The sequence below is a fragment of the Streptomyces sp. B93 genome (assembly GCF_018070565.1).
Classification (GTDB): Bacteria; Actinomycetota; Actinomycetes; order Streptomycetales; family Streptomycetaceae; genus Streptomyces.
Map to the genome: position 1 here is coordinate 19,117 of NZ_JAGPXL010000031.1, position 13,323 is coordinate 32,439.

The following is a 13,323-nucleotide window of genomic DNA, read 5'->3' on the forward strand; positions in this document are numbered from 1 at the left end:
TCCGGGGTAGGATCGCGCTCTTCGAACTCGTGATCCCTAGGGGGGGATTCCCATGGGTACACCCATGTCCGAGGGCGGTCGGCACAGACGCCGGATACGGATCGCCCTGCCCGTCGCCGCCGCCGGAGTCGCCGCGGCCGTCGCCGCCGCGCTGCTGACCTCGTCCGCCGGTGCCGCCGCCGCACAGCCCGGTGCGCCCGCACCGGCGAGCCACGCCTCGCCCACGCTCGCCGAGCTGAAGCAGCGCGTCATCGGCGCGGTCGGCAGCGACGGCACACCGGGGACGGCCGACAGGTCCTCGTACAGCGCCTCCTCCACCGTCGACGCGAAGATCATCGGCGGCACCACCACCGGCATCGCCAACGCGCCGTGGATGGCACAGCTCTGGTACTACGACGAGGTCAGCGACACCGGGTTCTTCTGCGGCGGCGCCGTCGTCGCGCCGACGAAGATCCTCACCGCCGCGCACTGCGTCCAGGGCTACGACTGGTACGCGAACGGCGCGATCGTCACCGGCACCGCGCAGCTCCCCTCCGACGACGGCGACCTGCACGGCGGGACCGTCAGCGGGGTCTGGCGCCAGTGGAGCCACCCGTCCTACAGCGCCCGCACCATCGACAACGACATCGCGGTCCTCACCCTGCCCAACCCCGTCAAGGCCACCCCGATCCGGATGACGACGTCCACCGACACGTCGAACTACGCCGCCGGAACGCAGGCCAAGGTCTACGGCTGGGGCCGCACCACCTCCACCTCCCAGGACATCTCCGAGACCCTGAAGGTGGCCACGCTTCCCATCCAGTCCGACGCCACCTGCTCCGGCTTCTACGGCGCCGACTTCGTCAAGGGCCACATGGTCTGCGCGGGCACCCCCGCCACCGGCAGCGACGCCGGCACCACCTCCGCCTGCAACGGCGACTCCGGCGGACCGCTGGTCGTGAACAACCGGATCGTGGGCGTCGTCTCCTGGGGCGTGAAGGACTGCGTCGCGGAGGGCGCCTACAGCGTCTTCAGCAAGGTCAGGACCTACGTCGGCGCCACCTACCCGCGCATCGACGACACCAACCTGAGCGGCGACCACCGGGCCGACCTGTGGGTGCGCAGCAGCTCCACCTACACCGGCTACCAGAAGAACTCCAAGGGCACCTCGTTCGCCGCCCGCGAGTCCTGGGGCAGCTTCAAGGGCTACAACGTCGTCCTCCAGACCGACTTCGACCGGGACGGCTACCAGGACCTGATCGCCCGGCGGGTCTCGGACGGCGACGTGTTCTGGATGCACTGGGTGCCCGCCAGCGGCTCCTGGGCCACCACCAAGATCCGCGACAACTGGAAGAGCCGCACCCGCATCAGCGCCCCCGGTGACGTCACCGGCGACTACCTGCCCGACCTGCTGAGCGTGGACTCCAGCGGCCAGATGTGGGTCTACAAGGGCACCGGCACCGGCTCCTTCTCCGGCCGCGTCGCGGTCGGCGGCACGGGCTGGAAGCAGTACGACTTCGTCGTCGGCCACGGTGACTTCACCGGCGACGGGTACACCGACCTGCTCGCCCGCAACCGCAGCAACGGCTACGTCTACCTCTACAAGGGCACCGGCTCGGCCACCTCGCCCTTCCCGTCCCGGGTCAAGGTGCGCACCTGGAGCACGACCGGCTACGACAAGGTCGACGCCGTCGGTGACATCACGGGCGACGGCCGCGCCGACCTCCTCGCCCGCACCCCCGGCGGCACGCTCTACCTCTACAAGGGCACCGGCAAGGCCACCAGCGAGATCTTCGCCACACGGATCTCCGTGGGCACCGGCTACAAGGGCTACGACATCTGGGGCTGACCCGACAGAAAACCGCAGGTGAGTCCGGTACCTCAGACGTCCGGCCCGACTACGCAGCGTGCCCATCGCCCCGGCGGTGGGCACAGCGCGTTGTGCAACCCTGTCGCCGGTTTCCCCGTCACACCGTACGGAGGACGATGGTGGGGCAAGGGTCCACCGACCATGCCCGCACCGATGCACAGGGGGTAACCGACCCGACGAGAGCTGAGGAGCACATGGCCGCCGAGAGCAATCCGGGGCCCGGCATACCGGGCACGCCCGGCACCAACGGCCCGCGCCACCGTGCCCGGGGCCGCCGTCGCAAACCGCGCGGCAGGCGCCGTACCGGCATCCTGGTCGCCGCGTGGGCCGCGGCGGGCGTCGTCGTCATCGGCGGTACCGGAGCGGGGTACGTCTACTTCAAGCTCAACGGCAACCTCGACAGCGTCGACATCGACCACGCCCTCGGCACCGACCGGCCCGAGAAGGCCGACGACGGCTCGCAGAACATCCTCGTCCTCGGCTCCGACACCCGCGCCGACGGCAACGACGAGATCGGCGGCGGCACCGACGACGGCACCGCCCGCTCCGACACCGCGATGATCGTGCACGTCCACGAGGGCCGTGAGAAGGCCAGCGTGGTCTCCCTCCCGCGCGACACCGTCATCGACCGGCCCGAGTGCACCGACACCGACGGCGAGGAGTACCCCGCCGCGTCCGGCGTGATGTTCAACTCCGCCTACTCCACCGGCGGCGCCGCCTGCGCGGTGAAGACCGTCGAGTCGCTCACCGGCATCCGCATGGACCACTACCTGGAGGTCGACTTCGGCGGCTTCCAGAAGCTCGTCGACGAACTCGGCGGCGTCGAGATCACCACCACGCAGGACATCCAGGACCCCGACAGCCACCTTGACCTCGAGGCCGGTACCCACCAGCTCACCGGCGAGCAGGCGCTCGGCCTGGTCCGCACCCGGCACGGCGTCGGCGACGGCTCCGACCTCGGCCGCATCCAGCTCCAGCAGGCGTTCCTCAAGGCACTGGTCGAGCAGATCAAGGACGTAGGCCTGTTCACCAGCCCCAAGAAGCTCTACGACCTCGCCGACACCGCCACCAAGGCCGTCACCACCGACTCCGACCTCGGCTCGGTGAACTCCCTGGTCTCCTTCGCGGGCAGCCTCAAGGGCATCGGCCCCGAGGACATGACCATGATCACCATGCCGGTCCAGTACGACCCCGCCGACCCCGACCGCGTGATCCTCGCCGAGAAGAAGGCCGACCGGGTGTGGAAGGCCCTGAAGGAGGACCGGCCCATCCCCGAGTCGGCGACGAAGGGAACGGCGACAGGCGAAGCCAAGGGCGTCGTCAGCGCCCCCTGAGGGGTGCGGGGAATAGATCACCGCAACCCCCGGTTTTGGGTCACGGCCCCAGTCCTGGCAGACTGGTACGTCGGCTCCGGTTCACGCACCCGCACCCCGCGGCTGCGACCCGGCGCCCTCCCGGAACCTAGGAGAAACCTTGAAGCGCGACATCCACCCCGCGTACGTCGAGACGCAGGTCAGCTGCACCTGTGGCGCGTCGTTCACCACCCGTAGCACGATCGAGAGCGGCACCATCCGCGCCGAGGTCTGCTCCGAGTGCCACCCGTTCTACACGGGCAAGCAGAAGATCCTCGACACCGGTGGCCGTGTGGCCCGCTTCGAGGCCCGCTTCGGCAAGGCCGCCGGCAAGAAGTAGCGAGCCGCCAGCGCCGGTCCACGGCAGCGCCCTCCACGTCCAGGAGGGCGCGCCGGGGACCGGCGTTTTTGGTCGCGCCGCCCGGGCCCCCGTGGGGCGCGTCGCCCGCCTTCCCGTCGCACGTCAGTCATTTCAGGAGCCCAAGATGTTCGAGGCCGTCGACGACCTCGTCGCCGAGCACGCCGATCTGGAGAAGCAGCTCGCCGATCCCTCGGTCCACGCCGACCAGGCCAACGCGCGCAGGCTGAACAAGCGCTACGCCGAGCTGACCCCGATCGTCGCCACGTACCGCTCCTGGAAGCAGACCGGCGACGACGTCGACACCGCCCGTGAGTTCGCCGCGGACGACCCGGACTTCGCCGCCGAGGTCAAGGAGCTGGAGAAGCAGCGCGAGGAGCTGACCGAGAAGCTGCGGCTGCTGCTCGTCCCGCGCGACCCCAGCGACGACAAGGACGTCATCCTGGAGATCAAGGCGGGCGCGGGCGGCGACGAGTCCGCCCTGTTCGCCGGTGACCTGCTGCGGATGTACCTGCGGTACGCCGAGCGGGTCGGCTGGAAGACCGAGATCATCGACGCCACCGAGTCCGAGCTGGGCGGCTACAAGGACGTCCAGGTCGCCGTGAAGACCCGCGGACAGACCGAGCCGGGGCACGGTGTGTGGGCGCGGCTGAAGTACGAGGGCGGGGTGCACCGCGTGCAGCGGGTGCCCGCGACCGAGTCGCAGGGCCGTATCCACACCTCCGCCGCCGGTGTGCTGGTCACGCCTGAGGCCGAGGAGGTGGACGTGGAGATCAACCCCAACGATCTGCGGATCGACGTCTACCGGTCCTCCGGGCCCGGCGGCCAGTCCGTCAACACCACCGACTCCGCCGTGCGCATCACGCACATCCCGACCGGAGTCGTCGCCTCCTGCCAGAACGAGAAGAGCCAGCTCCAGAACAAGGAGCAGGCACTGCGTATCCTGCGCTCCAGGCTCCTCGCCATGGCGCAGGAGGAGGCGGAGCGGGAAGCCGCGGACGCCCGCCGCAGCCAGGTCCGCACCGTCGACCGCTCCGAGAAGATCCGTACCTACAACTTCCCGGAGAATCGCATCTCGGACCACCGCGTCGGCTTCAAGGCCTACAACCTGGACCAGGTCCTGGACGGTGACCTCGACGCGGTGATCCAGGCCTGCGTCGACGCGGACTCGGCCGCCAAGCTGGCAGCCGCGTAACTCTCAACGACAGCTCGGACAGCTCGGAGGACCAGCGTGAACCTGCTGCTCGCGGAGGTGGCGCAGGCCACCCAGCGGCTGGCCGACGCCGGCGTGCCCTCGCCGCGCACCGACGCGGAGGAACTCGCCGCGTTCGTGCACGGCGTCAAGCGGGGCGAGCTGCACGCCGTGCGGGACGCGGACTTCGACGCCCGGTACTGGGAGGTCGTCGCCCGCCGCGAGGCCCGGGAGCCGCTCCAGCACATCACCGGCCGCGCCTACTTCCGGTACCTCGAACTCCAGGTCGGGCCGGGGGTGTTCGTGCCGCGCCCGGAGACCGAGTCGGTCGTGGGGTGGGCGATAGACGCGGTGCGCGCCATGGACGTGGTCGAGCCGTGCATCGTCGACCTGTGCACCGGCTCCGGGGCGATCGCCCTCGCCATGGCCCAGGAGGTGCCGCGTTCGCGGGTGCACGCCGTGGAGCTGTCCGAGGAGGCGCTGCGGTGGACCCGCAAGAACATGGAGGGGTCCCGGGTCGACCTGCGCCACGGCGACGCCCTGACCGCGTTCCCGGACCTCGACGGCCAGGTCGACCTGGTCATCTCCAACCCGCCGTACATCCCGCTCACCGAGTGGGAGTACGTCGCCCCCGAGGCGCGTGACCACGATCCCGAGCTGGCGCTGTTCTCCGGCGAGGACGGCCTCGACCTGATCCGCGGCCTGGAGCGCACCGCGCACCGGCTGCTGCGGCCCGGCGGTCTCGTCGTCGTCGAGCACGCCGACACCCAGGGCGGCCAGGTGCCGTGGATCTTCGCCGAGGACCGCGGCTGGACGGACGCCGCCGACCACCCCGACCTCAACAACCGGCCGCGGTTCGCCACCGCCCGCAAGGCGCTGCCGTGACCGCCCCGAACCACTTCATCCCGCAGTACGTGTACTTCGTGTACGAGGAGGCCCGCTGATATGGCACGGCGATACGACACCAACGACGCGACCGACCGTGTGACGGGTCTGCGCGAGGCCGCGTCCGCCGTCCGCCGTGGCGAGCTGGTGGTCCTCCCGACGGACACCGTGTACGGCATCGGCGCCGACGCCTTCTCCTCGGAGGGCGTCGCCGACCTGCTGGCCGCCAAGGGCCGGGGCCGCAACATGCCCACGCCCGTCCTCATCGGCTCCCCGAACACCCTGCACGGCCTGGTCACCGACTTCTCCGAGCTGGCCTGGGAGCTGGTCGACGCGTTCTGGCCGGGCGCGCTGACGCTGGTCGCCAAGCACCAGCCGTCCCTCCAGTGGGACCTCGGCGACACCCGGGGCACGGTCGCCGTGCGGATGCCGCTGCACCCGGTCGCCATCGAACTGCTCACCGACGTCGGCCCGATGGCCGTGTCCTCGGCCAACCTGACCGGGCACCCGGCGCCGGAGAACTGCGACGCGGCCCAGCAGATGCTCGGCGACTCCGTCTCCGTCTACCTCGACGGCGGTCCCACGCCCGGGATCGTGCCGTCGTCCATCGTCGACGTCACCGGCCCGGTGCCGGTGCTGCTGCGTGAGGGCGCGTTGTCGCCGGAGGAGTTGAGGAAGGTCGTACCCGACCTCGAGGTGGCCAATTGACCGCGCCCGGGTCGGGTCGTGGCATAGGCAACGGGGAGAGCGCGGCGGAGATCACGACGACGTTCGTGGGGCTGCCGCGCGACAGCTTCCGCATCCTCCACGTCAGTACCGGAAACGTCTGCCGCTCGCCCATCACCGAGCGGCTGACCCGCCATTTCGTGCGGGAGCGGCTGGGTGTGCTGGGCGGCGGCCTGATCGTGGAGAGCGCGGGCACCTGGGGCCACGAGGGCGCGCCCATGGAGGCCAACGCCGAGACGGTGCTGGCGGAGTTCGGTGCGGACGCGTCCGGTTTCACCGGCCGGGAGCTTCTGGACGAGCACGTCATCCGGGCCGACCTGGTGCTGACGGCGACGCGTGACCACCGGGCGCAGGTGATCTCCATGGGGCACTCGGCGGGGCTGCGGACCTTCACGCTGAAGGAGTTCACCCGGCTGGTGAAGGCCATCGATCCGGCGACGTTGCCGCCGCTCGACGACGGGGTGGTGATCCGCGCGCGTGCCCTGGTGCGGGCGGCGGCGGCGCTGCGGGGCTGGCTGCTGGCGCCCACCGCGGAGGCGGACGAGGTGTACGACCCGTACGGGGCTCCGTTGCCGTTCTTCCGGTCGATCGGGGACGAGATACACGAGGCGCTGGATCCGGTGGTGACGGCGCTGACGGGGGTGCCCGCACGGGCGTAACAACCGGGCGGGGGACGGGCGGCGGGCCTACATTGGACGTACGTCACCCCCGTCACCGTCGACGCCCGGGAGTCCACCATGTCGGTCATGCCCTCACCCACGGCCGATGTCGCCGAGGTACTGCGTGGTCAGGACCCCCAGGTCGCGGACGTCCTGCTCGGGGAGCTGACCCGGCAGTCGACGACGCTCCAGTTGAACGCCGCCGAGAACTTCACCTCGCCGGCGGTGCTGGCGGCGCTCGGGTCGCCGCTCGCGAACAAGTACGCGGAGGGGTATCCGGGGGCCCGGCACCACGGTGGCTGCGAGATCGTCGACGCCGCCGAGCGGCTCGCGGTGGAGCGGGCGAAGGCGCTGTTCGGCGCGGAGCACGCCAACGTGCAGGCGCACTCGGGCTCCTCCGCGGTGCTCGCCGCGTACGCGGCCCTGCTGCGGCCCGGTGACACCGTCCTCGCCCTCGGACTGCCGTACGGCGGGCACCTCACGCACGGCTCGCCCGCGAACTTCTCCGGCCGCTGGTTCGACTTCGTCGGGTACGGGGTGGACGCGGAGACCGGGCTCGTCGACCACGACCAGGTGCGGGCGCTGGCCCGTACCCGGCGTCCCAAGGCGATCGTGTGCGGCTCCATCGCCTACCCGCGCCACCTCGACCACGCCTTCTTCCGCGAGGTCGCCGACGAGGTGGGCGCCTATCTGATCGCGGACGCCGCGCACCCGATCGGGCTGGTCGCCGGGGGAGCGGCGCCCAGTCCGGTGCCGTACGCGGACATCGTCTGCGCGACCACGCACAAGGTGCTGCGGGGGCCGCGCGGCGGGATGATCCTGTGCGGGAGCGAGCTGGCGGAGCGGGTGGACCGGGCGGTGTTCCCGTTCACCCAGGGCGGGGCGCAGATGCACACCATCGCCGCCAAGGCCGTCGCGTTCGGCGAGGCGGCGACGGAGGACTTCCGGGCGTACGCCCATCAGGTCGTCGCCAACGCCCGGGTGCTGGCGGCGGGGCTGGCCGCCCAGGGCCTCGCCGTGACCACCGGTGGCACGGACACCCACCTGATCACCGCCGACCCCGCGCCGCTCGGCGTGGACGGCCGCACCGCCCGGGGCAGGCTGGCCGCGGCGGGCCTGGTCATGGACTGCTGCCCGCTGCCGCACGGGGACGCCCGCGGTCTGCGCCTGGGGACGGCCGCGGTGACCACGCAGGGGATGCGGGAGGCGGAGATGGCGCGGATCGCCGCGCTGCTGGCGGCGGTGGTGCGGGAGGAGACGGACGCGGTGGCGGCCCGCGCCGAGGTGCGGGAGCTGACGCGGGGATTCCCGCCGTACCCGGCGTCGTATCCGTCCTGAGCGGGGGTAGGCGCCACCCGCCGGGCCGTGTGCACAGCGACGCGTGCAACCATCGTCGCTACCCGGAAGTCCCTACGTATATGCGTCACGTACGAGTCCGTCGCTAGGGTGTGGGGCTGAGATGGCCAGCGAGACCTGTGGGGAAGCCCGTGCGTGAATACCTGCTGACGCTCTGCGTCACGGCCGCGGTGACGTATCTGCTGACCGGGCCGGTACGCAAGTTCGCGATCGTGGCCGGAGCGATGCCGGAGATCCGGGCCCGGGACGTGCACCGGGAACCGACTCCGCGGCTCGGCGGTATCGCCATGTTCTTCGGGCTGTGCGCGGGTCTGCTGGTCGCCGACCACCTCACCAACCTCAACGAGGTCTTCGAGACGTCGAACGAGCCGCGGGCGCTGCTCTCCGGGGCGGCGCTGATCTGGCTGATCGGGGTGCTGGACGACAAGTTCGAGATCGACGCCCTGATCAAGCTGGGCGGGCAGATGATCGCCGCCGGTGTGATGGTGATGCAGGGTCTGACGATCCTGTGGCTGCCGGTGCCGGGTGTGGGGACGGTCGCGCTGACCCAGTGGCAGGGCACGCTGCTCACGGTCGCCCTGGTGGTCATCACCATCAACGCGGTGAACTTCGTCGACGGCCTGGACGGGCTGGCGGCGGGCATGGTGTGCATCGCCGCCTGCGCGTTCTTCCTGTACGCCTACCGGATCTGGTACGGCTACAACATCGAGGCCGCCGCCCCGGCGACGCTGTTCGCGGTGATCCTGATGGGCATGTGCCTGGGCTTCCTGCCGCACAACATGCACCCGGCGCGGATCTTCATGGGCGACTCCGGGTCGATGCTGATCGGCCTGGTGCTGGCGGCGGGCGCGATCTCGGTGACCGGGCAGATCGACCCGGACGTGATGAAGCTGTTCTCCGGCTCCGAGCGCAACGCCGTGCACCAGATGGTGCCGGTCTACATCCCGCTGGTGATGCCGCTGACCATCATCGCGATCCCCGCGGCCGACCTGGTGCTGGCGATCGTACGGCGCACCTGGCGCGGTCAGTCGCCGTTCGCCGCGGACCGGGGGCATCTGCACCACCGGCTGCTGGAGATCGGGCACTCGCACAGCCGGGCGGTGCTGATCATGTACTTCTGGTCGGCGCTGATCGCGTTCGGGGCGCTGGCCTACTCGGTGAACTCCGCGTCGATGTGGATTGTGCTGGGTGTGGTGTTCCTCAGCGCGATCGGGCTGATCCTGCTCCTGCTGCCGCGCTTCACACCGCGCGCCCCGCGCTGGGCGGAGCGGTTCGTGCCGCCGCGCTACCGGCGGCGCCGGGCCGCCCTGGTGGTGCCGGTGGAGCAGCCCGAGCCGGTGGGGCGGGAGCAGCGGGAGCCGGTGGCGGCCGGTGCCGCCGGGGCGTCAGGGGTCAATGGTGCGACGGCCGTGGGTCACCGAAGGTAAGAATCTGACTAAAGCATTGCCAACGCGTGGGGCTGTGATGGGGGAGCGAAGCATCCCAATACCAGACATAAGGGCTTCGTTCACGCTCAGGCGTGCAGGTTCACTCTCATGTGTGACAGTGAGCACATGCTCAGGTAAAGACCTCATCAAATAGTTTGTGATACCGTTCACGAGAACCCCCGGATAGAGCCGAAGGACCCGAGTGCGAGGGTCCATTGGTGTGAGGTTCGCTCTCAGCCCGGGACTACGCTCGTCCATGACGACACCCCTGCCCCCCTTTGAATGCGGAGTTGCCGCCATGCCGTCCAATGACGCCCGGATCCTCGCTCAGGCCGCTGTGCCCACAGCCGCCGTCGGCGCGGTGGCCGCCGTCGTCAGCGGTGTGGTCGCCGGTGGCAAGGGAGCGGTCGGGGCCGTCGTCGCGACCGTGATCGTGATCCTCTTCATGGGGATCGGTCTCTACGTCCTCCAGCGCACTGCCAAATCGCTTCCGCACCTCTTCCAGGCGATGGGCCTGATGCTCTACGCGGCACAGATTCTTCTGCTGTTCATCTTCGTCGCCGCGTTCAAGAACACGACGCTCTTCAATCCCCGGGCCTTCGCGATCACGCTGGTCGTGTCCACCCTGACGTGGATCGCCGCGCAGACGCGTGCCCACATGAAGTCCAAGATCCTCTACGTCGAGCCGGATTCGGCCACTTCGTCGCACGGCGGCAAGCCCGAAAAGCCGGGGCGCTCGTCGTGAGGGGTAGGGCCGGGATAAAGGCGCATGAGAGATCCTGCTATCGTCCGGTGCCAACTGCGGCATCGCGGGCGCGGGCATCCGAGCTGACGCCTGCTCAATCGCGAGGCGAGATGCCCCACAGCCGCCCCCACATCCGTAACACCAGTCCCGTGCCGAACCGCGGCCCCGCGCCGCGCCGACACAACGAGGTTGCCGTTTCCATGCGCCACGATGAAGGAGCCCGCGGTGAGTGCTGACCCGACGCAGGTGCTCGCCTTCGAGACCGACTGCCACCTCTTCGACGGGTGTGGCTTCCCGGCTCCGGGCCTGCACTCTTTCCTCTTCGAGCCGCTCTGGGGCGACGCCGACGGCAACGGCTTCTACTTCAACAAGCCGATGCTGCTCGCGCTGCTCGGCTCGATCATCGTGGTCGGCTTCTTCTGGGCCGCCTTCGCCAAGCCCAAGGTGGTCCCGGGCAAGCTCCAGATGGTCGCCGAGGCCGGCTACGACTTCGTCCGCCGCGGCATCGTCTACGAGACCATCGGCAAGAAGGAGGGCGAGAAGTACGTACCGCTCGCCGTCGCCCTCTTCTTCTTCATCTGGATGATGAACCTCTGGTCGATCATCCCGGTCGCCCAGTTCCCGGTGACGTCGATCATCGCCTACCCGGCCATCCTGGCCCTGATCGTCTACATCACCTGGGTCTCGCTGACCTTCAAGCGCCACGGCTTCGTCGGTGCCTTCAAGAACTTCACCGGCTACGACAAGTCGCTCGGCCCGGTGCTCCCGCTGGCGATGACCATCGAGTTCTTCTCGAACCTCCTGGTCCGTCCGTTCACGCACGCCGTCCGGCTCTTCGCCAACATGTTCGCGGGTCACACCCTGCTGCTGCTGTTCACCATCGCCGCCTGGTACATGCTGAACGGCATCGGCATCGCATACTCCGCGGTCTCGTTCGTCATGGTCATCGTCATGACCGCCTTCGAACTCTTCATCCAGGCCGTCCAGGCGTATGTCTTCGTCCTGCTGACCTGCACCTTCATCCAGGGCGCGCTCGCCGAGCACCACTGAGCACTCCCGCTTCACCACCCCGCACTCGTCCGGTGGCCAACCCCCACCGGTCCGTAAAGAGAAGGAAGAACTGGCATGTCCAACCTTGCTGCTGTCACCGGTGACCTCGGTTCCGTCGGTTACGGTCTCGCGGCCATCGGCCCGGGCGTCGGCGTTGGCATCATCTTCGGTAACGGCACCCAGGCCCTCGCCCGCCAGCCCGAGGCGGCCGGCCTGATCCGCGCCAACCAGATCCTGGGCTTCGCCTTCTGTGAGGCGCTCGCCCTGATCGGTCTCGTCATGCCGTTCGTCTACTAAGACGAGCCCTGACGACCGACCCTTTCGACGAAAGGCACTGATGTGACATCCGCCCTGGTTTTCCTGGCGGCTGAGGGGGAGAAGGAAAATCCCCTCGTCCCGCCGTGGCCGGAAGTTGTCATCGGCCTCATCGCTTTCGTCATCGTCTTCGGCTTCCTCGCCAAGAAGCTCCTCCCGACCATCAACAAGGTCCTGGAAGAGCGTCGCGAGGCCATCGAGGGCGGTATCGAGAAGGCCGAGGCCGCGCAGACCGAGGCCCAGAGCGTCCTTGAGCAGTACAAGGCCCAGCTCGCCGAGGCCCGGCACGAGGCCGCGCGCCTGCGCCAGGAGGCGCAGGAGCAGGGTGCCGCGCTCATCGCGGAGATGCGGGCCGAGGGCCAGCGTCAGCGCGAGGAGATCGTCGCCGCCGGCCACTCGCAGATCGAGGCCGACCGCAAGGCCGCCGCTTCCGCGCTGCGCCAGGACGTCGGCAAGCTCGCCACCGAGCTGGCCGGCAAGCTGGTCGGCGAGTCCCTCGAGGACCACGCCCGCCAGAGCCGTGTGATCGACCGCTTCCTCGACGAGCTTGAGGAGAAGGCCGAGGCGTCTCGATGAACGGAGCGAGCCGCGAGGCCCTGGCAGCCGCACGCGAGCGTCTCGACGCGCTGACGGACGCCACGTCCGTCGACGCCGGCGCTCTCGCCGACGAGCTGGCCGCCGTCACCGCGCTGCTCGACCGCGAGGTGTCGCTGCGTCGGGTCCTGACCGACCCGGCGCAGTCCGGAGAGGCCAAGGCCGACCTGGTCCAGCGCCTGCTCGGCGGTCAGATCGGCGGGGAGACCGCCGACCTGGTGTCCGGCATGGTCCGCGCCCGCTGGTCGCAGTCCCGCGACCTGGTGGACGCGCTGGAGGAGCTGGCGGACACCGCCGACCTCACCGCCGCCCAGCGGGCGGGCACGCTCGACGACGTCGAGGACGAGCTGTTCCGGTTCGGACGGATCGTCTCTTCGAACACCGGGCTGCGCGCCGCGCTGACCGACCGCAAGGCCACCGCCTCGGCCAAGGGCGAGCTGCTGCGCAGCCTCCTCGGCGGCCGTGCCGCGTCGGCCACCGAGCGTCTGGTGACGCGCCTTGTGACCGCGCCGCGGGGACGTAGCCTGGAAGCGGGACTGGAGTCCCTGTCCAAGCTCGCCGCCGACCGGCGGGACCGCATGGTCGCCGTCGTCACCTCGGCGGTGCCGCTGAGCGACGTACAGAAGCAGCGCCTCGGCGCCGCTCTGGCGAAGCTCTACGGCCGCCGGATGCACCTCAACCTCGAGGTGGACCCGGCCGTCGTCGGCGGCATCCGGGTGCAGGTCGGTGACGAGGTCATCAACGGCTCCCTCGCCGACCGCATCGAGGACGCCGAGCGCCGACTGGCCGGCTAGCCGGCAACTGAACACGTAGTA

Annotated in this window: 14 protein-coding genes; all 14 read left to right on the forward strand. The window is 70.0% G+C overall.

Translation table 11 applies throughout. The annotated features are described in order from the left end of the window. Positions 1-52 precede the first annotated feature (52 nt). The 14 genes from KBY47_RS25345 (at position 53) to KBY47_RS25410 (ending at position 13,302) form a co-directional block, all read left to right on the forward strand. A complete protein-coding gene (locus KBY47_RS25345) occupies positions 53-1,828 on the forward strand; it encodes a trypsin-like serine protease (RefSeq protein ID WP_247695210.1) in 1,776 nt (591 codons plus the stop codon). Between the two features lie 215 nt (positions 1,829-2,043). Continuing rightward, on the forward strand, positions 2,044-3,183 hold the full coding sequence (locus KBY47_RS25350; protein WP_210924593.1) for an LCP family protein: 1,140 nt from the start codon (positions 2,044-2,046) through the stop codon (positions 3,181-3,183). A gap of 139 nt (positions 3,184-3,322) precedes the next feature. After that, the gene (gene rpmE, locus KBY47_RS25355; RefSeq protein ID WP_210924595.1) at positions 3,323-3,541 is read left to right on the forward strand and encodes a 50S ribosomal protein L31; all 219 of its coding nucleotides are present in this window, start codon (positions 3,323-3,325) and stop codon (positions 3,539-3,541) included. Positions 3,542-3,686: 145 nt separating this feature from the next. Continuing rightward, positions 3,687-4,754 carry a peptide chain release factor 1 gene (gene prfA, locus KBY47_RS25360; protein WP_210924598.1) on the forward strand — a complete coding sequence of 356 codons (1,068 nt, stop codon included), beginning with the start codon at positions 3,687-3,689 and terminating at the stop codon, positions 4,752-4,754. Between the two features lie 36 nt (positions 4,755-4,790). Next, a complete protein-coding gene (prmC, locus tag KBY47_RS25365; RefSeq protein ID WP_210924600.1) occupies positions 4,791-5,636 on the forward strand; it encodes a peptide chain release factor N(5)-glutamine methyltransferase in 846 nt (281 codons plus the stop codon). 60 nt (positions 5,637-5,696) lie between these two features. Beyond that, positions 5,697-6,344, forward strand: coding sequence for an L-threonylcarbamoyladenylate synthase (locus KBY47_RS25370; RefSeq protein ID WP_210924602.1), 648 nt, complete (start codon positions 5,697-5,699; stop codon positions 6,342-6,344). Further along, a complete protein-coding gene (locus tag KBY47_RS25375; RefSeq protein WP_210924604.1) occupies positions 6,341-7,021 on the forward strand; it encodes a protein-tyrosine-phosphatase in 681 nt (226 codons plus the stop codon). The genes KBY47_RS25370 and KBY47_RS25375 overlap by 4 nt, the downstream gene beginning before the upstream one ends. 78 nt (positions 7,022-7,099) lie before the next feature. Beyond that, positions 7,100-8,359, forward strand: coding sequence for a serine hydroxymethyltransferase (gene glyA, locus KBY47_RS25380; protein WP_210924606.1), 1,260 nt, complete (start codon positions 7,100-7,102; stop codon positions 8,357-8,359). A 149-nt stretch (positions 8,360-8,508) separates the two neighbouring features. Beyond that, positions 8,509-9,804, forward strand: a complete 1,296-nt coding sequence (locus KBY47_RS25385) for an MraY family glycosyltransferase (RefSeq protein WP_210924608.1) — start codon at positions 8,509-8,511, stop codon at positions 9,802-9,804. A gap of 298 nt (positions 9,805-10,102) precedes the next feature. Continuing rightward, positions 10,103-10,549 (forward strand): hypothetical protein, encoded by a 447-nt coding sequence (locus tag KBY47_RS25390; RefSeq protein WP_210924610.1) that lies wholly within the window; start codon positions 10,103-10,105, stop codon positions 10,547-10,549. A 210-nt stretch (positions 10,550-10,759) separates the two neighbouring features. Continuing rightward, positions 10,760-11,599, forward strand: a complete 840-nt coding sequence (gene atpB, locus KBY47_RS25395) for a F0F1 ATP synthase subunit A (RefSeq protein ID WP_210924611.1) — start codon at positions 10,760-10,762, stop codon at positions 11,597-11,599. 75 nt (positions 11,600-11,674) lie between these two features. Next, positions 11,675-11,896: an ATP synthase F0 subunit C gene (gene atpE / locus KBY47_RS25400; protein ID WP_004925497.1), complete on the forward strand. Its 222-nt coding sequence runs from the start codon at positions 11,675-11,677 to the stop codon at positions 11,894-11,896. 42 nt (positions 11,897-11,938) lie between these two features. Next, a complete protein-coding gene (locus tag KBY47_RS25405; RefSeq protein WP_210924612.1) occupies positions 11,939-12,490 on the forward strand; it encodes a F0F1 ATP synthase subunit B in 552 nt (183 codons plus the stop codon). Next, complete coding sequence (locus tag KBY47_RS25410) at positions 12,487-13,302, forward strand: F0F1 ATP synthase subunit delta (RefSeq protein ID WP_210924614.1); 816 nt, start codon at positions 12,487-12,489, stop codon at positions 13,300-13,302. Before KBY47_RS25405 ends, KBY47_RS25410 begins: the two co-directional genes overlap by 4 nt. The last annotated feature ends 21 nt before the right edge of the window (positions 13,303-13,323 follow it).

Bases quoted from the DNA above. Each gene is read 5' to 3' on its own strand.
- KBY47_RS25345 (WP_247695210.1), top strand. From the start codon at position 53: ATGGGTACACCCATGTCCGAGGGCGGTCGGCACAGACGCCGGATACGG.
- KBY47_RS25350 (WP_210924593.1), top strand. From the start codon at position 2,044: ATGGCCGCCGAGAGCAATCCGGGGCCCGGCATACCGGGCACGCCCGGC.
- prfA (WP_210924598.1), top strand. From the start codon at position 3,687: ATGTTCGAGGCCGTCGACGACCTCGTCGCCGAGCACGCCGATCTGGAG.
- KBY47_RS25370 (WP_210924602.1), top strand. From the start codon at position 5,697: ATGGCACGGCGATACGACACCAACGACGCGACCGACCGTGTGACGGGT.
- glyA (WP_210924606.1), top strand. From the start codon at position 7,100: ATGTCGGTCATGCCCTCACCCACGGCCGATGTCGCCGAGGTACTGCGT.
- KBY47_RS25390 (WP_210924610.1), top strand. From the start codon at position 10,103: ATGCCGTCCAATGACGCCCGGATCCTCGCTCAGGCCGCTGTGCCCACA.
- atpB (WP_210924611.1), top strand. From the start codon at position 10,760: ATGAAGGAGCCCGCGGTGAGTGCTGACCCGACGCAGGTGCTCGCCTTC.
- atpE (WP_004925497.1), top strand. From the start codon at position 11,675: ATGTCCAACCTTGCTGCTGTCACCGGTGACCTCGGTTCCGTCGGTTAC.
- KBY47_RS25410 (WP_210924614.1), top strand. From the start codon at position 12,487: ATGAACGGAGCGAGCCGCGAGGCCCTGGCAGCCGCACGCGAGCGTCTC.